Annotated in this window: 18 protein-coding genes and 1 tRNA gene; 2 read left to right on the forward strand and 17 right to left on the reverse strand. The window is 54.7% G+C overall.

Annotated features, from left to right (window positions below):
- Nucleotides 1-15: 15 nt before the first annotated feature.
- From ACR0NN_RS02745 to ACR0NN_RS02815, 15 genes are all read right to left on the reverse strand, one after another.
- On the reverse strand, nt 16-1,647 hold the full coding sequence (locus tag ACR0NN_RS02745; RefSeq protein ID WP_170719429.1) for an alpha-D-glucose phosphate-specific phosphoglucomutase: 1,632 nt from the start codon (nt 1,645-1,647) through the stop codon (nt 16-18).
- Nucleotides 1,638-3,632, reverse strand: a complete 1,995-nt coding sequence (gene malQ, locus ACR0NN_RS02750; protein WP_170719433.1) for a 4-alpha-glucanotransferase — start codon at nt 3,630-3,632, stop codon at nt 1,638-1,640. Before malQ ends, ACR0NN_RS02745 begins: the two co-directional genes overlap by 10 nt.
- Complete coding sequence (gene glgX / locus ACR0NN_RS02755) at nt 3,632-5,737, reverse strand: glycogen debranching protein GlgX (protein ID WP_170719435.1); 2,106 nt, start codon at nt 5,735-5,737, stop codon at nt 3,632-3,634. Before glgX ends, malQ begins: the two co-directional genes overlap by 1 nt.
- A complete protein-coding gene (gene glgA / locus ACR0NN_RS02760; protein WP_170719440.1) occupies nt 5,734-7,170 on the reverse strand; it encodes a glycogen synthase GlgA in 1,437 nt (478 codons plus the stop codon). Before glgA ends, glgX begins: the two co-directional genes overlap by 4 nt.
- A gap of 1 nt (nt 7,171) precedes the next feature.
- Nucleotides 7,172-8,431, reverse strand: coding sequence for a glucose-1-phosphate adenylyltransferase (gene glgC, locus ACR0NN_RS02765; protein WP_170719442.1), 1,260 nt, complete (start codon nt 8,429-8,431; stop codon nt 7,172-7,174).
- A 28-nt stretch (nt 8,432-8,459) separates the two neighbouring features.
- On the reverse strand, nt 8,460-10,667 hold the full coding sequence (glgB, locus tag ACR0NN_RS02770) for a 1,4-alpha-glucan branching protein GlgB (protein WP_170719444.1): 2,208 nt from the start codon (nt 10,665-10,667) through the stop codon (nt 8,460-8,462).
- Nucleotides 10,664-13,042, reverse strand: coding sequence for a glycogen/starch/alpha-glucan phosphorylase (locus ACR0NN_RS02775; protein WP_170719446.1), 2,379 nt, complete (start codon nt 13,040-13,042; stop codon nt 10,664-10,666). The genes glgB and ACR0NN_RS02775 overlap by 4 nt, the downstream gene beginning before the upstream one ends.
- Nucleotides 13,043-13,044: 2 nt before the next feature.
- A complete protein-coding gene (locus ACR0NN_RS02780) occupies nt 13,045-13,302 on the reverse strand; it encodes a helix-turn-helix domain-containing protein (protein WP_170719448.1) in 258 nt (85 codons plus the stop codon).
- 163 nt (nt 13,303-13,465) lie between these two features.
- Nucleotides 13,466-14,941 (reverse strand): mannitol dehydrogenase family protein, encoded by a 1,476-nt coding sequence (locus tag ACR0NN_RS02785; RefSeq protein WP_170719450.1) that lies wholly within the window; start codon nt 14,939-14,941, stop codon nt 13,466-13,468.
- Nucleotides 14,929-15,702: an L-iditol 2-dehydrogenase gene (locus tag ACR0NN_RS02790; RefSeq protein WP_480683993.1), complete on the reverse strand. Its 774-nt coding sequence runs from the start codon at nt 15,700-15,702 to the stop codon at nt 14,929-14,931. Before ACR0NN_RS02790 ends, ACR0NN_RS02785 begins: the two co-directional genes overlap by 13 nt.
- On the reverse strand, nt 15,699-16,703 hold the full coding sequence (locus ACR0NN_RS02795) for an ABC transporter ATP-binding protein (RefSeq protein WP_170719457.1): 1,005 nt from the start codon (nt 16,701-16,703) through the stop codon (nt 15,699-15,701). Before ACR0NN_RS02795 ends, ACR0NN_RS02790 begins: the two co-directional genes overlap by 4 nt.
- Nucleotides 16,704-16,715: 12 nt before the next feature.
- A complete protein-coding gene (locus tag ACR0NN_RS02800) occupies nt 16,716-17,546 on the reverse strand; it encodes a carbohydrate ABC transporter permease (protein WP_170585545.1) in 831 nt (276 codons plus the stop codon).
- Nucleotides 17,547-17,556: 10 nt separating this feature from the next.
- The gene (locus ACR0NN_RS02805) at nt 17,557-18,423 is read right to left on the reverse strand and encodes a carbohydrate ABC transporter permease (protein WP_170719459.1); all 867 of its coding nucleotides are present in this window, start codon (nt 18,421-18,423) and stop codon (nt 17,557-17,559) included.
- A gap of 120 nt (nt 18,424-18,543) precedes the next feature.
- Nucleotides 18,544-19,851, reverse strand: a complete 1,308-nt coding sequence (locus tag ACR0NN_RS02810; protein ID WP_170719461.1) for an ABC transporter substrate-binding protein — start codon at nt 19,849-19,851, stop codon at nt 18,544-18,546.
- Nucleotides 19,852-19,962: 111 nt separating this feature from the next.
- Nucleotides 19,963-20,970, reverse strand: coding sequence for a LacI family DNA-binding transcriptional regulator (locus ACR0NN_RS02815; protein ID WP_170686775.1), 1,008 nt, complete (start codon nt 20,968-20,970; stop codon nt 19,963-19,965).
- A gap of 141 nt (nt 20,971-21,111) precedes the next feature.
- Here ACR0NN_RS02815 and ACR0NN_RS02820 point away from each other — a divergent pair, with 141 nt between their 5' ends.
- Together ACR0NN_RS02820 and ACR0NN_RS02825 are read left to right on the forward strand one after the other, a co-directional pair.
- The gene (locus ACR0NN_RS02820) at nt 21,112-21,384 is read left to right on the forward strand and encodes a dienelactone hydrolase family protein (protein WP_170719463.1); all 273 of its coding nucleotides are present in this window, start codon (nt 21,112-21,114) and stop codon (nt 21,382-21,384) included.
- Nucleotides 21,350-22,291, forward strand: a complete 942-nt coding sequence (locus ACR0NN_RS02825; RefSeq protein WP_170719464.1) for a hypothetical protein — start codon at nt 21,350-21,352, stop codon at nt 22,289-22,291. The genes ACR0NN_RS02820 and ACR0NN_RS02825 overlap by 35 nt, the downstream gene beginning before the upstream one ends.
- A gap of 373 nt (nt 22,292-22,664) precedes the next feature.
- Here ACR0NN_RS02825 and ACR0NN_RS02830 read toward each other — a convergent pair.
- Both ACR0NN_RS02830 and ACR0NN_RS02835 read right to left on the reverse strand, forming a co-directional pair.
- Nucleotides 22,665-22,754 (reverse strand) — tRNA-Ser (locus tag ACR0NN_RS02830).
- A 64-nt stretch (nt 22,755-22,818) separates the two neighbouring features.
- Nucleotides 22,819-23,646: an exonuclease/endonuclease/phosphatase family protein gene (locus tag ACR0NN_RS02835; RefSeq protein ID WP_170719466.1), complete on the reverse strand. Its 828-nt coding sequence runs from the start codon at nt 23,644-23,646 to the stop codon at nt 22,819-22,821.
- Nucleotides 23,647-23,658: the final 12 nt, after the last annotated feature.

Here is a 23,658-nt window from a genome sequence, read left to right on the forward strand (position 1 = left end):
TGTGGCGCTATGAAACTAGGTCACGATATCCGGTGACGTACGCCCACATTTTTCTTGAATCTCGGAAATCAGCGCCAAGGCATCTGAGACATCGCGCAAAGCAGTTTGTGTTTCCGCCTTCAGGTCGCCATCTTTCGGTACAAACTGCTCAAGATAAACTCGGATCGTAGCATTGTCTGTCCCTGTTCCAGACAGGCGGATCACGCCGCGGCTACCGTTCTCGAAAACAATGCGAATACCCTGGTTTTTGGCAACCGAACCATCCACCGGATCTTCATAATAAAACTGATCCGCAGTCGCTACAACAAGGCTGCCCGCTTTACTTCCCGGGAGTTCCGGCAACCGGTCGGTCAAATCAGCTATCATCTGAGAAGCCTTGGCGCTATCTACGGCCTCGTAATCGTGCCGTGAATAGTAGTTTCTGCCATAGGTCTGCCAATGGTCTACCATCACGTCACGGACTGAAATCCGACGCTCGGCCAGAATGTTCAGCCACAGCAGCACGGCCCACAAGCCGTCCTTTTCGCGCACGTGGTCCGAGCCGGTGCCGGCGCTTTCCTCGCCGCATAGAGTGATACGGCCCGCGTCCAGCAGGTTTCCGAAGAATTTCCAGCCCGTTGGCGTTTCATAACAGTCCAGCCCCAGCCTTTCAGCGACACGATCAACGGCTGCGCTGGTTGGCATCGAGCGGGCGACCCCAGCCAACCCTTTGACATATCCAGGTGCGAGGTGGGCATTGGCGGCCAACACGGCAAGACTATCAGAGGGGGTGACATAGATACCTTTGCCCAGGATCATGTTGCGGTCGCCGTCTCCATCCGAAGCCGCTGCAAAGTCTGGACCATCGGGAGACATAACCAAGTCGACCAGCGGCTTGGCCCAGATCGGATTGGGGTCAGGATGCCCCTTGCCAAAATCCACTGAGGGAACTGCGTTCAGCACGGACCCTTTCGGAGCGCCCAATTCATCCTCGAGTATTGCGGTAGCGTAAGGTCCCGTTACGGCGTGCATTGCATCAAAACTCAGGGTGAATCCGTCGGCAAGCAGCGCCCTGATCCTGTCGAAATCAAAGATCTCGCGCATCAGTGCCGCGTAATCAGCCACCGGGTCGACGACTTCCACAACCATGCCCTCAAGCTCTGAAACACCAACTCGACTGAGATCGATGTCATCAGCGTCCAGCGTGGAATACTCGCTAAGGTTCTGCGAATGCGTGTAGAATTTTTCTGTTAGGCTCTCGGTGGCCGGACCGCCATTGGTACCGTTAAACTTCAGACCGAAGTCCGCGTCTATGCCACCAGGGTTGTGACTTGCCGAAAGAATAAAACCGCCGTTGGCCCCGCGCTTGCGGATCAGATTTGACGCCGCAGGTGTAGACAATAATCCATTCTGACCGATGATTGCGCGCTTTGCTTTATTGGCCGCGGCCATGCGCAATATTTCCTGAATCGCTTCTGCATTGAAAAACCGACCGTCGCCCCCGATAACGAAGTCCTTGCCTTTTGCGCCACCGATGGCGTTGAAGACAGATTGAACAAAGCTCTCAAGATAGCCGGGTTGCATAAAGACACGCGTCTTTTTTCGCAGTCCAGATGTCCCCGGCTTTTGGCCCGAGAACGGTGTGCAGGAACGTGATACTAGAGGCATGGATCAATTTCCTTTTCTTCAAGGACAGCGCTTGGGTTCCGTTTCGGCCCCATCGAATTGCTGGTATTGTTTAGGCTTTGAATGCAGGCAAACGTTTCGACATCCTTTGACGTGGGGCGTCGCCAATTCGGATGTTCGTCTATCGTCCCGGGCAGGTTCTGGGCCTGTTCGCTTCCCAGAAGATCGTCTAATTGCACCGTAACCAGCTCCGCAGGGCTCTTGCCCAGTTCCCAGTGGATTGCATGACAGACGTCATCCAGCGTCGCGTTCGGAGGAATGTTGGAGTGTTGGCGTAGTGAATTGCGTTGGATGGCCCGCGCGCCGTGCAGCCCGAGAGCCTCGTCTGTCGACAGCCATCCGATGGAACGCCACCACTCGATATCTCGCCCGCGCCAGAACCCGCTGATCGTTGGAGTATCGTGTGTTCCAAAACAAGCCATCGAGAACGGGTGCACGTCCTGCGCGGAGCGCAATGCGCCGTCGGATGTGCCTTCAAATTGCCAAACCGCATAGCTGTAGAGACCCGATGCGTTAAGACGCTCCCGGAAACCAACAGGTACCAACCCTAGATCTTCGCCAACGACACAGCAGCGATTGCACGAGGCTTCGATAGCCACAACAGCAAGAAGCGCTTCGAAGGGCTGTGAGATATAAGCCCCCGGACTGCCATCCTCCGGCACCCAGAAACTGCGCATCAGGCCCAGAACATGATCAATCCGGATGATCCCTGCCTGCGCCATCAGTTTTCTTAACAATGTCCGCAGGGGTTCGTAACGGTTTTCCGAAAGTTTGTTGGGTGCGTAAGCCGCCAATGTCCAGGATTGTCCGGCCGGGCTTAGCTGATCAGGTGGAGCACCGATTGAGACGCCGCGTGCGATCAGGTCCTGATGCATCCAAACCTCGGCGCCTCCGGGGCGTGCGCCGACCGCCAGGTCTAGGTAAAGGCCTAACGCCATCCCGGATTGAACTGCGCATAATTGGGCGGCTTCTACCTGATATGAAGCTTTCCATTGAAGCCAAGCGTGGAACCCGTCCCGGGGTTTCGGGGCAGTTTCTTCGGGCTTATGTAGGTGTGATGGCCAGTTGCGGAAATCGCTACCATGCGTTTCGCTGGTACTTTCAAATGTCGCAAACCGGGTCAGTTCAAGGCCCTCAGCTTTGCAATAAGCCTGAAGTTTGCTGCGTTCTGCGGTTGTCGCGTTTTCGCAGAATCGTTCATAATCCGCCTCTAGTGCTGGGCGATGTCGCTTACGAAATGCCTTGTAATCAATTAGCTCGCCAATTGTTCCGGTTTCGACCTGAGTGTCACTGGCAATATGGTCGACGTTCAGAAAACCTCGGTGACTGGGTGAATAAGGGCTGATTGTATCATATGCCGCCCATCCCAACGCGTGGACTGGATTGATCCCAAAATATGTCGCGCCGGACTGCCCGATGCGCGACATCGCCAGACCGAGATCCGCGTAATTTCCCAATCCGCCGTTTGTTCGGGACTGCAGCGCAAAAACTGAACCGGACACACCCCAAGCCTGTTGCAACCCGGTCAAGTCTGCAATTGTCGGCGCGTGTGCCGGGCGGCTCAGCAGGAATACTTCTTCATAGAGGCCCGATCCACGCGTAACCAATGTGAAATAACCAACGGGCAGAGGTTTCAGCTTCAGACTGGTTTCGCTTCTACCCGCCTGCATTTCGTGACCTTGATCATCCAGTACGTGCCATTCACAAGGTTGGGTCAGCGAAAATTCAAACGGTTCCTCTGCTAGAATAACTTGCTCGACGGGTAATGTTCTGGCTGTCCGTCTGGAACAACGCGCCCGCAATTCTTCGCCAATTGCTTTTTCCGTGTCGACTTCGACGTTCAACGCACGCAAAAGAGCTTTGAGGGTTGGGGGGGAAGTGGCCTGGTGCGATCCGTCCCAAGCGTCATAGCCGAGGTGAATACCGCACTCCTGTGCCAGCTGTTGCAATATGTCGTCGCTGCTCATCAACCCGCAGACCGTTCTCTCAAGACAAAAGCAACCACGGAATTTGCCGATATCCGCGTCGTCGGCGAACCCATCTCACGAGATGACTGGCGAACGACCGAAGTATCAATTTCTCGCCACCAAACGCTTTCACCAGTTGATGGCAACTGCAACTCCAACGCCCCATCTTCTCGGTTAAAGGCCAACAGGACTGTTTCTGAAAGGGCATCGCCTGCGACACATTCGGCGCAGCCGCGCAGGATCAGACACAGGCTGGACAACCCCGGATCACGCCAATTCAAGGGGGATCCGTCCATTGCACGCCATTCGACATCTGGCAGCCCGTCTGATCGTTTAGCGCCGTGTAGGAACCGGTTCTGGTTCAGGACGGGATGCTTGGACCGGAAGCTTGACAACTCTGCGGTAAACTCGACCAAGTCACCGTCCAGAGTACTCCAGTCGATCCAACTTACCGGGTTGTCCTGACAATAAGCGTTGTTGTTGCCATTCTGCGAATTGCCGCCCTCGTCGCCAGACAGTAACATCGGAGTTCCCTGTGACAGAAAAACGGTAGCTAGCATGTTGCGTACCCTTTGGTGACGGGCGGCGACTATCTCGGGATCATCGCTGTCCCCCTCAACGCCGAAATTGTCGCTGTAGTTGCTGTGGTGCCCATCACGGTTGTCTTCACCATTGGCGGCATTGTGGCGTTGAATGTAGCGTGTCGTGTCGGCCAGTGTGAAACCGTCATGCGAGGCGACGAAGTTGACCGAAGACGAGGCCTGCCGGCCTTTGGTATCAAATAGATCCGCTGAGCCCAACAAGGCCGAACCCATGTCCTGCGCAGAATGTCCGTCGCCGCGCCAGAACTTACGTACAGTGTCACGGTAGCGGTCGTTCCATTCCGAAAATTCAGGCGGGAACCGCCCAAGCTGATAGCCGCCCGGACCGACATCCCAGGGTTCTGCAATCAGCTTGACCGCGGCCAGCACCGGGTCTTGCCGCAAGGCGTCCAGGAAACCGCCGCCTACTTCGAATCCATGCGCCTCGCGTGCCAGAGTCGTGGCCAGATCAAAGCGGAAACCGTCGACGCCCATGCACTGCACCCAAAACCGCAGACTATCCATCACCATCCGCAGCACAAACGGATGCCTGACCTTCAGTGTGTTCCCGGTACCGGTGTCGTTGATATAGTACCGAGGTTGGCCGTCGGGCAGCAGGTAGTACGAGGCATTATCGATCCCGCGAAAACTCAGCGTAGGCCCAAGATGATCGCCCTCGGCAGAATGATTGTAGACCACGTCCAGAATGACCTCGATTCCCGCTTCGTGAAACTGGTCGACCATTGCGCGAAAACCGAAAACCCCTGATGGCCCGAAGTAGCGGGGTTCGGGCGCGAAGAACCCCATCGTGTTGTAGCCCCAATAATTCCGCATCGACCGCGCATGCAGGGCACCTTCGGACGTGAATGCGTGGACGGGTAAAATTTCCACTGCAGTGACACCCAATCGCGTCAGATGGTCAAGAACGGGCTGCGAAGCGAGCCCGTCATAGGTGCCCTTCAACGCTTCGAGGACACCAGGATGTAGCATCGTAGCGCCCCGGACATGTGCCTCGTAGATGAACGTGCCGTTCCAGCGCCTTCCAAGCGTCACCGCATCCGGCAAAAAGCTGTCAGGGTGCGAGACGACGGATTTGGGCACGAAAGGCGCGCTATCAATTTCACTAAATGATAGATCGCCGTATGGAGAGTCAGGCAAGTAGCCAAGGATCGCCGGATCATGGGTAACGCGGCCGTGGAGCTCGCGTGTATAGGGGTCAAGCAACAACTTGTTGGCATTGAACCTGTGTCCCCTTTCCGGCGCAAACGGACCGTCTACGCGGTAACCATATCGCGCGCCGGGCCTAAGGCCAGGAACATAGCCATGCCAAACCGCACCGTTGCGTTCAGGTAGTGCGAGTCGGGCAAGCTCCGTTCTGCCATCCTCGTCAAAGAGACACAGATTGACACGTGAGGCGTGTTCGGAAAACAGGGCAAAGTTCACGCCCTCGCCGTCGAAATGGGCACCCAGCCGCGACGGGTCGCCCGATTGGATCGTCAGTTGCGCGGGCCCGATATCCTTCATTCAGACAAACCTTGATACATTTGAGCATATTCCAACGCTGACTGATCCCAGCCAACGGGTTGCCGCATCGCCGCGCGCTGCATCATTTGCCATCTTTTCTTGTTGGCAAAACTGTCAAAAACCCGGTCCAATACGGCCTCGATACCGCTTGCCGACACATCGTCAAAAACAAAACCAGTGGCGCATTCCGCGTTGAGCGCCGCAATATTGGCGTCAACTACCGTGTCCGCGAGGCCCCCGGTGCGTGCGACAACAGGCAAAGTCCCATAGCGAAGCCCATAAAGTTGGGTTAGACCGCACGGTTCGAACCGCGACGGGATCAGAATGACGTCGGAACCACCCTGCAAAAGGTGCGCAAAGGCCTCGTCGTATCCGATTACCGCACCCACCGCACCGGGAAACCGCTGACTGGCACCAATAAAGGCCTGTTCCAGCGCCGCCTGTCCTGAGCCAAGCACGGCCAGTTGTCCACCACGGTTGACGATATGCGGTACTGCATCGGCTAATGCGTCCAAACCCTTTTGTTCGGTCAGTCGACTGATGACACAAAATAGAGGACCGGTTGCCTCGGGGTCCAGCCCAGCGCGCTCTGCAATACCGGCGCGGTTTTCAGCTTTGCGTCCCAGACTTCTTGCGTTGTAGCCGCGATTTAACGCCGGATCGCTGGAAGGATCCCATGTGCCAGTGTCAATCCCGTTCAGGATACCAGTGAGAATTCTCTCTCTGGATTTCAGAACACCTTCCAGACCCATGCCATAATGTGGTGTCAGAATTTCGCGGGCGTATGTTGGACTGACAGTCGTGATCCGGTCGGCGAACATCAACCCACTTTTCAGAAACCCTAGGTCTCCATGAAACTCGAGTGCTTCGGGATGAAACCAGTCTCCCCTTAATCCCAATTCGGACAGGACATGTGGACCGAACCTCCCCTGAAAGGCTATGTTGTGGATGGTCAAAACCGACTTTGGCGCCGCTTGACCGGACTGTTTCAGGTAAACCGGGGTCAAAGCAGCCTGCCAATCGTGCGCGTGAACGATATCAGGCATCCAACCTTCTATGCCGCCCAATCCAACCCGCGCCGCAGCCTGCGCCAGCGCACCAAAGCGCAGATGATTGTCCGGCCAATCTGCGCCGTTGGGGTCCGTGTAAGGCAGGCCTGGACGATCGAACAATTGCGGGGCGTCAAGCAAAAGCAGATCAATGCCTTGCGATGATACTAAGACAAGCTGGCCATATCCTCCCGGCAAGTCATCGAACTGAGCAACTTGATTCCCGTCACTGAGCAACGGCTGCAATGAGGGGTAAGCCGGCAACAGAATGCGACACTCGATATTCTGTCCGAACAACGCGGCAGGTAGTGCACCGACCACATCCGCTAGCCCTCCAGTCTTGATGAATGGGGCGCATTCCGAAGCGACCATTAGTACTTTCATATTACAGGTCCAGTTTTTCGATCATCGCTTGGGTTATTAGGCAGACACCGCCTTCTGTGCGCCTGAACCGCTTGGCGTCAAGTTCCGGGTCTTCCCCGACTATCAAACCCGGTGGGATTTTGACGCCCCGGTCGACGACGACATTCTTCAAATATGCCCGGCGTCCAACCTCGCAGTATGGCAAGGCGACCACACGCTCCAGCTGCGAGTAGGAATGGGTTTTAACCCCTGTAAACAGTAGGCATTGATACAATGACGAGCCCGAAATTATGCAGCCGCCAGAAACCATCGAAGACACAGCCTGACCACGGCGACCTTCCTCGTTGTGAATAAATTTCGCCGGAGGTGTCAGTTCCGAGTAGGTCCAAATCGGCCAGTCCGTAGCATAGATATCCAGACCCGGCTTGAAATCAGTCAGGTCTATATTTGCCTGCCAATAGGCGTCAATTGTTCCCACATCGCGCCAGTACGGTTTATCCTCAAGCCCAGACATCACACAGGATCGGCTAAACGGATGGGCCATCGCCCCACCTTCAGCGACGATCGCCGGGATAATGTCTTTTCCAAAGTCGTGACTGGATGTCTCCGACGCAGCGTCGGCATGAAGAATGTCATAGAGGTACTCGGCCTCGAATACGTAGATACCCATGCTGGCTAGCGACATATCCGGATCGCCGGGCATCGACGGCGGGTCGGTGGGTTTTTCAACGAAACTCAGAATCTTGTCTGTGTCGTCAACGCCCATGACACCAAAGCCTTTGGCTTCTTCACGCGGAACTTCGATGCAGCCCACTGTTACCTTTGCACCGGTTTGCACATGCTGTTCGATCATCAGTGAGTAATCTTGCTTGTAGATATGGTCCCCCGCCAACACGAGGATGTATTTCGGCCCATAGCCGCGCAGGATATTGATATTCTGGGTCACGGCATCAGCAGTGCCCTTGTACCAGTTGTCCTCATCCAATTGTTGGGACGCGGGCAGTATATCCAGAGACTCGTTGCGTTCCGCACGGAAAAAGCTCCAGCCCCGTTGCAGGTGCCGGATCAGGCTGTGCGCTTTGTACTGAGTTGCGACACCAATCCGTCGTATACCCGAGTTCACAGCGTTGGAGAGCGCGAAGTCGACGATCCGCGTCTTTCCACCGAAATAAACTGCAGGCTTCGCTCGGATATCTGTCATTTCCTTGAGGCGACTTCCCCGGCCACCAGCAAGGACATAGGCCATGGTCTGATTTGCCAATCTGCGGCGATCTTGTTTCAACGGATGTCCTCCCAATGATGGTTCAGATCTAATGGCGCCTGTATTCAAAGAAGACTGTGGCAAGCGGTGGAACTGTCATCACCACAGATTGTTCACAGCCGTGCGCTGAAATGTGTTCTGAATTCAGCCCGTCCCCATTGCCCTGATTGCTTCCGCCGTAATACATGGAATCTGTGTTCAGTCGCTCGACCCAATGACCGGCCATGGGCACCCCAACGCGGAAATCCGTTCGGGTTACTGGGGTAAAATTGCAAACAACCAACATTGGTGGGCTGTCTTCCTTGCCATAACGAACCCAGGAAAACACCGAGTCGTTGGCGTTGCCGCCATCGATCCAGCGGAACCCCTCTGAACGCGTGTCTTGTAGGTAGAGGGCGGGTGTTTCACGATAGAGCGTATTCAGATCGCGTACCAACCGTTGCACGCCTGCGTGGTTGGGGTGCTCCAACAGGTGCCAGTCCAAGCTTTGCTCGTGGTTCCATTCAGCACCCTGCGCAAACTCTCCCCCCATGAAAATCAGTTTTTTGCCAGGATGGCCCCACATGAAGCCGTAATAGGCGCGCAGGTTGGCAAAGCGTTGCCAATCATCACCGGGCATTTTGTCCAGCAATGACCCTTTGCCATGAACAACCTCATCGTGGCTGAGGGGCAGCACAAAGTTCTCGGAAAAAGCATAGTGCAGCCCGAAAGTCATCTTGTCGTGATGGTACTTACGGTTCACGGGGTCTTCGGTCATGTACCGCAGGGTGTCGTTCATCCATCCCATATTCCATTTGAAGCCAAAACCCAGCCCGCCCTCGGACGTCATAGCGCAAACACCCGGGAAGGCAGTGGATTCTTCGGCAATGGTCATCGCGTCAGGATATTCGGCATAAACGGCCTCGTTCATCTGCCTCAGGAAACTGATGGCCTCCAAATTTTCGCGCCCGCCATGGACGTTCGGGACCCACTCGCCTTCGTCCCGCGAGTAGTCGCGGTACAGCATCGAAGCCACCGCATCAACGCGAAGTCCGTCGATATGGTATTCCTTCATCCAGAATTTTGCGTTCGCGATCAGATAGTTGGCGACTTCGGCGCGGCCATAATTGTAGACTAGAGTGTTCCAATCGGGGTGATACCCTTCTTTCGGGTCGAGGTGTTCATACAAGGCAGATCCATCGAACCGCCCCAACCCGTGCGGATCGGATGGAAAATGGCCAGGCACCCAATCGATGATCAAGCCTATGCCAGCCTGATGGCACGCATCCACAAGCACCCGAAAATCGTCAGGTGTTCCGAACCGCGCAGTTGGCGCGAATAATCCAACGGGCTGATACCCCCATGAGCCACCAAAGGGATATTCCGATATTGGGGTGAGTTCTATATGGGTGAAGCCCATATCGCTGGCATAAGCGACCAGATCAGTCGCAAGTTCCTGGTAGCTTAGCGACCGGTTGTCTTGTTCTGGAACACGCCGCCAGCTTTCCAGATGCACCTCATAGACAGAAATTGGTTGATCCACATTGTGGCGTGGACCTCGATTGGCCATCCAAGCAGAATCTGCCCAGCTGTAGCGTCCAAGATCGCGGACGACCGAGGCTGTTTTGGGCGGCAGTTCGGCACCGAACCCAACCGGATCAGCCTTCTCGGGCAAAAGATTTCCGTCAGGACCAACGATTTCAAACTTGTAGACAGCGCCGTCGTTCAGATCGGGCATAAAAATCTCATGCACACCTGTTGCACCGCGTCGCCGCATCACATTGCGGCGTCCGTCCCAGCCATTGAAGTCACCGATGATCGAAACCCGCCGCGCATTTGGTGCCCAGACCCCGAAATGCACGCCATCGCAATCTTCATGAGACATGACATGCGCCCCAAGTGCACGCCACAGCTGACCGTGTTTGCCCTCGCCCAGAAGGTATTCATCGATTTCACCCAAGACCGGCCCAAACGCATAGGGGTCTGGCTCTGTCCATGTATCAATTTTGCGCGTTAGTCGCAGTAGATACGAGAAACGCTTTTTTCGGCGCGGAATAAGCCCGGCAAAAACTCCGCTGTCTTCGTCGACCCGTGACAGGGCGCACAGCTTTCGCCCGGTTTTTCGGTCTAGCACCTCGACCGTGTCCGCATCGGGGTGAAAGTACCGAATGATCAAACGTCCGTCGACCTCATGCAACCCAAGAACCGAAAACGGATCGCTGTGCTCGCCCCGCGCGATCGCCGTAGCTTCCCCAGGTTGGATGAGATCCCTACTCATGCCGATTTACCCAATGGTTTGGTCAGTGCGCTATCAGCCTGCCAGATATCACGGGCATAGCCTTGAATCGTCCGGTCTGACGAGAACCAACCCATGTTGGCTGTATTCTGCAGGGCCATCGCAGCCCAGCTTTGGCTGTTTCGATACGCGACATCGGTCCTACGCTGTGTGTCGAAATAACTATCGAAGTCACATGTGACCAAGAAATAGTCATGGTCATAAAGCGTGCCGATCAGCGAGTGATACCGGCCCGGTTCCTCAGGTGAAAACTGGCCTTCGAAAATCTGCCCCAGAACGCGCTCCAGCCGTGGGCTGGCTGAAATTGCGGCGCGCGAATACTCGTGCACCTTACGACGTTCCATGACTTCCTGCGCGGTAAGACCAAATAAGAAGAAATTGTCCGAGCCGACATGTTCGCGGATTTCAACATTTGCTCCGTCTAGCGTGCCAATCGTCAGCGCGCCATTCAGGGCGAATTTCATATTTCCAGTCCCAGAGGCCTCTTTGCCGGCGGTTGAAATCTGCTCAGACAAATCTGCAGCTGGGATCAGCTTTTCCGCCATCGTGACATTGTAATTGGCAGGATAAACGACTTTCAGAAGGTCACCGGTCACGGGATCCGAATTTATGACCTTGGCCACATCATTGATGAGCCGCACGACCTGCTTTGCAATGTGATATCCGGGTGCGGCCTTGCCCCCAAAAATCTTGACGCGCGGGGTCCATTCGAACCCAGGATTATCCCGGATTTCGTTCCAAAACGCGACCGTCTCCAGAATGTTCATTAGCTGGCGCTTGTATTCGTGAATACGCTTGATCTGAATGTCGAAGATAGCGTCGGGGTCAACCGAGACACCGCATTTGGCCGCAATCCAGTTCGAAAGTTGCTCTTTATTGTGACGTTTGGCGGCGCTGAAGTCGTTCAGGAAACTTTTTTCTCCCGCGCGGGCCTTGAGGAGTTTCAGCTGTTCTAGATCCGCCACCCAGCCATCTCCGATTTCGCGGGTAATCAGATCGCTTAGAACCGGGTTGCAGGTGTGCAGCCACCGACGCGGGGTAATACCGTTGGTCTGGTTGATGATCCGCGCAGGATGAATGCGGTTCAGGTCGGCAAAAACCGTGTCTTTGACCAAATTGGTATGCAAGGCCGAGACACCGTTGACCTTGTGTGCCATGATAAAGGCCAGTTCGCCCATGTGGACTTCGCCATGCTTAAGGATACGTGGACTGCCCGGAAACTCTTGTTGCTGTTGCTCGTCAATGGCTCGGATAATTTCCAGATGCCGCGGCAGCACACGACCCAGCAACCCCTCGTGCCAACGCTCCAGCGCTTCGGGCAGAAGCGTGTGGTTGGTGTAGCCAAGGCAACGACGCGCCAGAACAATCGCCTCATCCAGAGGCAGGTCATGCTCATCCGCCAAAATGCGCACCAATTCAGGGCCCGCAATCGCCGGATGTGTATCGTTGAGCTGGATCGCGGCAGCATTTGGCAGTTCTCGAATGTCGCCATGATCGCTTAGGAAGCGGCGCAGCAGATCCATAATAGATGCGGCGGTAAAGAAGTATTCCTGCTTAAGCCGCAGCTCCTTGCCTGCATCGGTGGCATCATCAGGATAGAGAACCCGCGAAATCGTACGCGCCAGTGCCTCTGATCGGCTGGCGGCCAAATAGTCGCCTCTGTTGAAGCTCTCCAAATCAAATTCGTTCTCGGGCCGGGCTGACCAGAGACGCAGAGTGTTACCCCACGTGCCCTTCCAACCAACGACCGGCGTATCAAATGCTTGCGCCAGAACCGTATCGGCGGGATGCCATTCCGCCCTCCCATCGTGATGGGAAACATAGCCGCCAAAGGCGATCCGGTATCGGACTTCGGGACGCTCAAACTCCCAGGCGAAGCGCTGGTTCAACCAGGTTTCCGCTTTTTCGACCTGCCGACCTTCGACAAAACTCTGCTCGAACAAGCCATGCTCATAGCGGATGCCGTAACCATAAGCCGGAATGCCAAGAGTAGCGAGTGAGTCCATGAAACAGGCCGCCAGCCGTCCGAGGCCGCCATTCCCCAAGGCGGCATCAGGTTCGTCGTTGAATACGACCGACGCATCTTGGCCAAGTTCCGCAAGAGCTTCCACAACCTCTTCCGTCAGCCCCAGATTCGCGGTCATGTCTTCGACAAGTCGACCAATCAAAAACTCCATTGAAAGGTAGTAAACACGTTTTGCGCCTGACTGATACGTCTCGCGCGTGCTTTCGAACCAAGGGTCAACTATGCGGTCGCGCAACGTTAGCGAAACCGCCATTCGCCAATCATAGGTCGACGCATGTTCTGCGTCTTTGCCGAGCGAATAGGTGAGATGTCTGAGGATTTGTGAGTGCATGATTAAACAGGGCCAATAGTTTTGGTCGGGTTGGGTTTGATTGCGACGCCTATGCCGTCAGACACACTTCCATAATTGAGGAATTGAACACCTTCGGCTTCAAGCGTTGTGCGCATGGCTTCAATCATAGCGTGCTTCACGCCGTTTTTTCCGGCTTCAAACCGGTGTACGGTCATATGAGAAACCCGCGACAAATCGGCAAATCCCTTCACAGACAATCCAAGCGCGTTGCGGGCCATTCTAAGCTGTTCTGGTTTCACGTTTTCTCCAGACTCTTTTAGGGATCGCAGATGAGCAAGCCTGCCCTACCCGAAATTCTTTATAACGGGTCCAACAAATCCGCGATCTACGCGATTTACACTCCTGACCGGTCAACCAGTATTTCCTTCAAAAAGTACGACAGACACCACCCACAGATTTGCCTCAAGCCTCATCAACGTACGCGATAAGAGCAGCTTCGCAACCATTCTGCCATACCATATCGAGCCACTTGGAAAACGAACTGGAAAACGGTTTGGCCTCCTTCAAGTCGCCGTAAATCCGACTTTGCTCAAGCCAGACCGCCGGGTTTGACTTGGCGGCAAGGGCTGCTTCGCTCAGTCTATCCCATATCGGATCATTCGCCTCGATCACACTACCATCTTCGCGTGTTCCTGCGCACATACGTGCCCATAACGCCTCGACGAGCGCTAAACCGGCAACGGAACGCCCTGCCTTCAACTGGTCTCGCAATATCGGCAAAACGAAACCTGCATGGCGCGCTGAACCGTCGAACGCCACGCGCCGGGTCGTGTCCACAATCCTTGGATTCGAAAACCTGCTTTCAACGAGGCCTACATATTCTTCCGGACTTTTTCCGGAAACCGGTGAAACCGTCGGCGCTATCTCTGTTCTCTGAAGTTTACCAAAGAACTGCGAAACAACCGGGTGCCTCATACATTCGGAAATCGTCTGAAGCCCTAATATCTCACCCACATTTGCGAGCACCTGATGCCCGGCATTGAGGACACGGATTTTCATAGTTTCAAACGCATGAACGTCGTCAGTGAAAATTGCGCCAACCCCATCCCAGTCCGGACGCCCAGCGCAGAAATTGTCTTCAATCACCCATTGGCGGTACGCTTCGTGCGTGACCACAGCAGCATCGTCAATGCCGAAATCTATGGCAAGTGCAAGTTCGCTTGGACCGGTCGAAGGGGCTATGCAATCCACCATCGAATTCGGAAATGTGGCGTTGGCGTCGATCCAATCGGCCAGTTCAGGGTCGGACATGCGAGCCATCGAAATAACGGTTTGCCTAAGGACGTCACCGTTGCTTTGCAGATTGTCGCAACTCAGCCCGGTGAATGGCGCATGCCCTGCGTCTCGTCGCACGCGAAGAGCGGCCACCATGGCTCCAAAGACCGTTCGGGGCGCCAAAGGATTTTTGGCATCGTGCTGAACGTCAGGGTGGGTGGCGTCAAACCCGTTCGTGACTGGATCAACGTAGTAGCCACTTTCGGTTACGGTCATGGAAACAATTCGAATAGCCGGATCGGACATCGTGCGAATTAGCGCTCCGTTGCCGTCTTCAATAGGCAGGTAGTCGATCATCGAGCCTATGACCTCGGCAGAGATTTTTTCCGGGTCGAGTTCGATCAGGGTCGTGAGGCAATCCTGGGCGAGAAGTTTCTCCCGCATTACCGCATCATAAGGGCGTACGCCTGCCCCTATGATAGCCCAATCCTTGGCTTTGCCCTGTTGCATCAAACGGTGCAGGTACCAAGCCTGATGCGCGCGGTGGAAATTGCCGACGCCGACATGCAGGATGCCGGGTTTCAGCGCAGCTCGGTCATATCTTGGGCGTTCGACAGTCAGTTGATCGAGTGTCGCATTCGAAAGGGAGATCAGCTCATCCATTGCCCACCATCCACGTTGTAAGTTTGTGCGACGATGTAGTTCGCCGCATCACTTGCCAGAAAAACAGCCATTCCGGTCAAATCGTCCGGTGTGCCCATGCGTCCGTAGGGCACGGCGGCATCAACTTCCTTTTTCTTTTGTCCGGGTGCTTTGTCTTCATACTTGGCAAAGAACGCATCCACGCCGTCCCAGTGCTCGCCGTCGACGACGCCCGGAGAAATCGCGTTCACGTTTATGCCGTGCTTGATCAGGTTCAGCCCCGCCGACTGGGTCAGGCTGATGACCGCCGCCTTTGTCGCGCAATAGACTGCAACCAACGGCTCACCGCGCCGTCCGGCTTGACTTGCCATGTTGATGATCTTGCCACCTTTCCCGCGCTCAATCATGCACCGCGCTACGGCCTGCGTCGTAAAGAGAGTACCCGCTACATTGATGTCAAAAGCGCGCTGATAGTCGGCGCGTTCGATTTCAACAATCGGGGCTGCTGTGAAAAGTGCTGCGTTGTTGACCAGAATGTCTATATGCCCGAACTCCGCTATCGTATTGCCCACAGCGTTGTCGATGCTGGCCTGGTCGGTCACATCCATAGCCACCTCGATTGCATTTTCTCCAAGTGCGGCAGCGCTTTGGCGAGCGCCATCAATATTGATGTCGGCGATGGCGACTCGGGCGCCTTCACTGACGTAGGCTTCGGCAAAGGCCCGCCCGATTCCTCGGGCGGCACCTGTGATCAGGGCTGTTTTTCCAGCCAGTTGCATTATTCGATCCTTAGACCTTGAGCGTCGAACTTGTGCAACTTGTCCATTTGCGGTGTCAGGTAGATCGTGTCGCCGTGCTTGGCCTGAATGTCACCTGTAATCCGCACGGTGACCATGTCAGCAAGACCCGTGTCATGGACGTGAATGAAGGTGTCCGATCCCAGGTGCTCTGCGACACCAACGACGCCTTTCCACATTCCGTCGGTTGTGCTGACATCGGTGTGCTCTGGGCGAATGCCAATTGTGGCTGCGCCGCTCTTCTCGGCCTCAGCACCCTTGATCAGATTCATTTTCGGAGACCCGATGAAGCCTGCAACAAATTCATTGCGTGGGCTGTGATAGAGCTCCAGCGGTGAACCCACCTGTTCGATCACACCCGCCCGTAGAACAACGATCTTGTCCGCCATGGTCATGGCTTCGACCTGATCGTGGGTCACGTAGATCATCGTCGTTTTGAGCCGTTCGTGAAGTTCACTGATTTCAAGCCGCATTCCGACCCGCAGGGCCGCGTCGAGGTTAGACAGCGGTTCATCGAAGAGAAACGCTGCAGGTTCCCGTACAATTGCGCGACCGATTGCAACACGCTGACGCTGACCGCCTGACAATTGCCCCGGACGCCGATCCAGATAATCGGTAAGATTCAGCGCCTTTGCGGCTCCTTCAATCCGGCGATTTTGTTCGTCCTCATCGATCCCTGCCATTTTCATCGGGAACGCGATGTTTTTGCGCACCGACATATGCGGGTAGAGGGCATAGGACTGAAAGACCATTGCCAAACCGCGCTTTGCGGGGGGCACGTCAGTGGCATCCGAGCCGTCGATTTCGATGTGGCCCGTAGTGATGTCTTCGAGTCCCGCGATCAAGCGCAACAGTGTGGATTTACCGCAGCCCGATGGCCCGACAAAAACCGTGAACTCGCCGTCTCCAATTGTCAGGTCCAGAGGCGGAATGACTTGAACATCGCCGAAGCTTTTGGTCACTTGGTTGAGTTTAATTTGTCCCATTGGTCAAGTTCCTTATTTGACGGCGCCGAAGGTCAGGCCGCTGACAAGTTGTTTCTGGCTGAACCAGCCAAGGATGAGGATTGGCGCAATGGCCATGGTTGATGCTGCACTAAGCTTGGCAAAGAACAGGCCTTCGGGGCTGGAGTAGCTAGCAATGAAGGCCGTCAGCGGAGCCGCATTGGCTGCTGTAAGGTTCAGTGTCCAAAACGCCTCGTTCCAGGCCAGAATGAAGTTCAGCAGCAAGGTTGAAGCTATGCCGGGAATTGCCATTGGCGTGAGAACGTGAAGGATTTCCTCTTTCAACGTCGCACCGTCCATTCGGGCCGCTTCAAGGATCTCACCAGGGATTTCCTTGAAGTATGTGTACAGCATCCAGACGATGATCGGCAGGTTCATCAGCATGAGGATGATGACCAGCGCGCCTCGGCTGTCGAGGATGCCAAGTTTGATGCAGATCAGGTAGATCGGGTACAGAACACCTACCGCCGGTAGCATTTTAGTGGACAGCATCCAGAGGAGGATGTCCTTGGTGCGATTGGATGGAACAAAAGCCATCGACCAGGCCGCGGGGACGGCTACGATGATACCCAATATTGTCGAGCCACCAGCGATGATGATCGAGTTCCAAAGGAACCGGGCGTAGTTGGACCGCTCCATCACCGCAGAGTAGTTTTCAAGCGTCCAGTCAAATGCCAGGAACACCGGAGGGTCTGCGATTGCGGTGGCTTCGGTTTTGAAGCTGGTCAGGACAGTCCAGAGGATCGGGAAAAAGATCAGCAGTCCAACACCCCAAGCGGCGGCTGTGTTGATGATCTTACGTTGTTGAGTTACTGCGCGGGCCATTTTGTCCTCCTCACGCGTCCAGGTTCTTGCCAACGATGCGCATCAGGAAGATCGCAACGATATTGGCGAGAATGATTGCATAGACACCACCAGCGGAACCGAGGCCAACATTCTGACTTTCAAGAACACGTTGGAAAATCAGGTAGGTCAGTGTGCGGGTACCAAAGGCACCTCCGGTCGTGACAAATATTTCTGCGAAGATTGCCAGCAGGAAGATCGTCTGAATGAGAACCACGATCGTAATTGCCCGGCTAAGATGCGGCAGAGTGATGTAGCCAAACCGCTTAAGCGGCGGGGCACCATCCATTTCGGCCGCTTCCAATTGTTCTCCGTCCAGAGATTGGATTGCTGTCAAAAGGATCAATGTGGCAAACGGCAACCATTGCCAGGAAACGATCATGACGATCGAAGGTAGCGAAGCCTCTGACAACCAAGCGATCGGTTCGGCTCCGAAAAAGCGCCACAGATGCGCGAACAGGCCGTTCACAGGATCCATGAACATATTCTTCCATACCAGGGCTGAAACCGTCGGCATGACAAAGAACGGAGCGATGACCAGAATGCGGACGACACCTTGGCCCCACATCGGCTGGTTCAGCAATATTGCCAGCAATACGCCAAAGATTACCGTGATCAAAAGGACCCCGCCAACGATGGTCAATGTGGCGATCACCGACGGCCAGAAGGCGCTGGAGCTGACAAAGCGAACGTAGTTGTCGAAGCCTACCCACCCAAGGTCTCCGCCACGCAGCGGAAGATATTGTTTGAATGAGAAAATAAGTGTCATGATCAATGGAACGAGCATCCAGCCGAGGAGCAAGATGACCGCTGGGGCCATCATAAGCCGCGCCGCTGATCGGGAGTGTTTAGTAGCCATCGGGCATACCTCCTCTGTTGATTGCCATAAGGCTATCTTAAACAGTGCAAAGTTTTTGAGAATTGATGGCGTCTCGGGCAACACTTGGGAGAAGAGTGTTGCCCGAGACCAATGGAATGCTCAGCGGTAGCCAGCTGCTTCCATAGCGTCGTTTGTAAGCGCTTGAGCTTTTGCAAGCGCCTCATCAACGGTTTGCTGACCGGCATAGACAGCCGAGAACTCCTGGCTCACTTCGGTAGCGATGCCCGCAAATTCCGGGATAGCCACGAACTGGACACCAACATATGGCACCGGCTTAACCGTCGGATTTGTCGGGTCGGCTGCGAGAATTGAGTCCAGTGTCTTCTGAGCGAAGGGAACCGCCTGATAGTTGGGGTTTTCGTATAGCGATGTACGCGCGCCCGGAGGTACGTTCGCCCAGCCTTCGTTTTCGGCGACAAGTTCAATATAGTCTTTTGACGTTGCCCATTCGATGAACTGTTTTGCTGCAGCTTCCTTTTGCGTTCCGGCCGGAACCGCCAGCGCCCATGCCCAGAGCCAGTTTGCTTTCCTGTCGACACCTTCACTATTCGGTGCTAGCGCGAAGCCAACCTTGTCGGCGACGGTTGAGTCATCAGGATTGGTCACAAACGAAGCCGCAACGGTGGCGTCAATCCACATGCCGCACTTGCCCTGCTGGAACAGGTTCAGGTTTTCATTGAATCCGTTGGTCGCGTAGCCGTTCGGTCCGGATTCCTGCATCATGTCGACAAAGAACGTCAGCGCCTCTTTCCACTCTGGCTGATCGAATTGGGCATTCCAGTCTTCGTCAAACCAGCGCGCACCGAAGGAGTTGCCGGTTACGGTGATAAACGCACCACCTTCACCCCAGCCCGCCTTACCGCGCAGGCAGATACCATTGATGTCATTGTCACGGTCGGTCATTGCTGCGGCAGCTTCGCGAATGAATTGCCAGGTTGGTGCCTCAGGCATTTCCAGACCGGCCTTCTCCATCAGGTCGGTGCGGTACATGATCATCGAACTCTCGCCATAAAATGGCGCAGCATATAGGGTACCGTCGTGGCTCAGACCGGCACGCATTGCTGGCAGGATATCATCAGCGTCATACTCAGCTGAAAGGTCGTCAAGCGAGACCAGCCATCCATTGGCGCCCCAGATCGGAGTCTCGTACATGCCGATGGTCATGATGTCGAAAGAACCGCCCTTGGCGGCGATGTCCGTGGTAACACGCTGGCGCAATACGTTTTCTTCCAACGTGACCCACTCAACCGTGTGGCCGGTCTTATCGGTGAAGTCCTGAGTCAACCCCTGCATGCGAATCATGTCGCCATTGTTCACGGTGGCGATGACAAGATTCTCTGCTAGTGCGCCACTTGCAGTGACGAGTGTCATTGCCGTCGCCGCATATAGAACTTGTTTAAATGACATCCTAATTCTCCTCCTCGTTGGATGATGAATTCGACTCTAGCCAAATTCGCAACGCGAAGTCAATTAAAAATTTACGCGCGTAAATTTAAGGATGGCTGCGCACTAACATCCTCAGGCCGACTCCCGCATGATCAAACGGCCCTCAAACAGTTTTTCCTGCCTTTCCGACGGGACTTCTCCATTCTCGAACAACGCAAACAATGTGGACACCGACCAATTCGCAATAGCTTCGTAATCTTGCGCGATTGTCGTCAGTGGAGGGCATGTAAACCTGGAAAACGGGTGATCGTCGTGGCCTGCGATCCGGAGGTTACATTCTGGACCGTGACCAACCTTAAAGCCAAGTCCATAGGCGGCTGACAAAAGGCCAATTGCAAAGCGATCATTGCTGCACAGGATCGTGTTAGTACTGAATGCTCCCTCAGACAAAAGTCGCCCCCCTTCAACTTTTCCAATTTCCTCGAAGTCCCAGCCTTCTCCGTTTACTCGAAAAATGTTCGGCGTTTTACCGTGCCGCTCCATGCTTTCGATATAGGCTTGTCGGTGTTTGTTGGCATTCGGGTTCAGAGGCTTCTTCATTTCGAAAAAGCAAGGTGGTTCCCCGCTGCGGCAAAGATACTCAACCATTAAGTCAACACTTTGAAAATGATCGGTACCAACAAATGCCCGTCCGACATCAGGCATGTTAGCATCAAACAAGACGACCGGAATATCCGCATCAAATGCTTTTACGGCGTCTGTATCAGACAACCTGCCGAACGGAGCCAATAATACACCCGCCGGTTTCAAGGATTTAAGGGAGTTAAGGTTATCTCGCTCCATTTCCGGATTGCCGTGCGAACTGAGTAAAATCGGGCTGTAGCCGGCCTCAATGCATGCGAGCTCCACACGTCTGCCAATCTCGGAAAAGAACGGGTCAGCTAAGTTAGGTACTACAACGCCAATGTTCTTGGTGGTGCGCCTGTTTTGGTTCATCGCAAAAATATTCGGATGATAGTCGTACTCTTCCAGCGCCGCTTCTATCTTTTTTCTTGTGGAAACACGCACGCTTTCTGGATCATTGAAGTATTTCGAGACGGTAGGTCGAGAAATCCCACTGATAGCTGCAAACTCTTCCATATTTCGGATTTTACGTTGCAATTTTTCCTCATACAAAATTATAACATTTCGCGCGACAACTATTGTCAAATTTAGTAATGAAAGACCTGCTGTGTCAAGTTAACCTCGAAGGGTCGCAAGCCGTCCTTCTCATAAGGAGCCATGGCGCTCAATTTCTACCGAGATTCAAGATTGAGATGGTTTAGAATTGTAATTCGGTTAGGAGCGCCATTCTACGGACGTCAGCCTGCAACAGAAGATGAACCCAAATTTCAGTCACCGTTACTTGTTCAGACGGGAGAGCTTGACGAATGCATCAACGCAGTCTGGTCAGATTTTGAAGCTGCTCTGCAATCCAACGATAAGGTTTACGAGTCCAATATCTACGAAAATGCCAACCATGGTTTATCTCGGAAAGATACGCCACAAGGATAAGATCTGGGAGGGACAACATCCGGCGATCATCGACCAGGACGTTTGGGATCGGGTGCAGGACAAAATGCGCGTAGCGTCGCAGCGACCTCGTGCAGACCCTACACCCGATACGCGCCAACACTCCAATGACCCCGGCGCCTGGCTCACCGGTCTGCTGCAGGACGAAACTGGTGATCGGTTGACGCCGACCCACACCACGCGCAAAGGCCGACGGTTGCGCTATTACGTCTCCAATCGACTGATCTCGGGTGGCAAGGATATCTCCGGCTGGCGACTGCCCGGCCCTGCGCTGGAAAACGCCGTCATTGATGTCATCGTCAAACGTCTGCAAGGCGCCGCCGCCGCACACCAGGTGCTGGCGCAACCGGAGGCCGGGTCAGCGGAGGCAGTTCAGACTTCAGTTGCGGATTTAGTAACCCGGCTTCAACGCCAAGCCGGTCAGGTCGGCGCTGCTCTTCTGGCCATCGGTCGAATTGCACGAGGACACCTTGACCTCGCCTTGAACCCCAAAACTCTGGCAAGCGCACTTGGCATCGCGTCCGATCAACTGCACACGGATCTCACACACATCACCGCATCTTTCGATCTGCGCCGCCGCGGCGTCGAGGCCAAGGTTATAGCCGGAGATATGGCACCCCAACCTGATCCCCACCTCCGGTCCATGCTGATCCGCGCCCATGGCTGGGCCCGTGATCTGAAAGCCGGGCTTCAACTGATGGAAATTGCACGCCGCGAAAACGTCCCCGGCGCCTTCATCCGCACCCGCGCCCAGCTCGCCTTTCTCTCCTCGAAGATTCAGGTCGCGATTCTAGACGGCACTCAGCCGCCCGAACTCACACTCATGCGTCTGGTCAGCGTTACCCACCCTCTTGATTGGTCCGAACAGGAACGCCAGTTCGGCTTTTGATAGCTTCAGTCATGCTTCCCTGATACAGGGTCGCCCTCCCTGATCCGTCGGCACAATACCCTTTGCCCGCGAGAAAATTCCCTGTTCCACTTTTTAGGGAATTTGCAACATAAGCCTCTGAAAAACATACAGTTCTGATAGGAGAAATGACGGAGATCAGCCCCGGTTTGCGAAAAATCCCTGTAAATTGCCGGGTATCTGGGAAATCCAGCCCAAAGCGACCCCGCTAGAATGCGACACTGAGACTGGGGCCGGAATTGCGCTCTGAGTGTGCGATCTGCTCCGTCTCTGATTGAAAGCGCATGCGTCAACTCGCGGGAATTGCGGCACAATTCCGGATCAGAAAACTCAACTGAAGTGAAACGGGTATGAGTGGCGGAGAGACAGGGATTCGAACCCTGGAGACGGTTTCCCGCCTACACACTTTCCAGGCGTGCGCCTTCGACCACTCGGCCACCTCTCCGTTAGGGGTGTCTTATGCGAATTTCCGAACCGAGCGCAAGGCCCCATTCGCAAAAAGGGATGGCTCAGAAAATCCGAAAGCTGGCCACGAATGGCAGATGATCCGACACCTCGTCCTTGAATGCCTCACGCCCCATATTCATGGTCCAGTGCATCGGAAACAGGCGCAGGCTACCGCGGACGTAATCGGTGGAGTACGTCCGTGAAACGGCGAAACCGTCCAGCAAATTAGCGCGCCCCTTATCCAAAATATGCGAGAATCGATCCTGCAGGTCCCAGCACGATACAAAGTCCATCATGTCATCCCCACCGAGATGATGGAAATTGCTGACATCCTGACCGGGGATCATGTTGAAATCGCCCATCAGCAGGATCGTGCGCTGGGTCAGCCCCGGGGTTGCACGGATTTCGGCGATCTTGTCGCCGATAATTTTGCACTGGCTGTCCCGAATTTGCTGTTCGGGTCGGTCACGGCCTGACTTTAGGTGCACAGCTATCAGCTTGGCCTTGAACTTGCCGACCTCGACATCGGCAATCAGCGCTTGACGGCCTCCGGGATCATCTCCTTCCGAGCCGTCGATGAGTTGAAGCCCCGACACCGAGACGCCCGGCTTGTGAAGGAACCCGATATGAATATTGCCATTTGGCTGCGGTAAGATCTTGACCTGATAGTCCAAACCCTTATCCGACAATCCCGCCGCCAGTCGGTTGATATGTTCGATTGGGCTGACCTCAACCAACGTGATCAATTCCGCATCAAGCAAAGCCAGACCTTCGATCTGATGCGCAACCCGATCGCTATTCGCCGGGATGCCGAGGCTCGTGTTCACCGGGTTAAAACCTGCAAGATTCCAAACCGCAATACGCGCAAGACTGTGTGAAAAACTGACCATCAATATTTCTCC

It is taken from the genome of Ruegeria sp. BA2 (genome assembly GCF_056539605.1).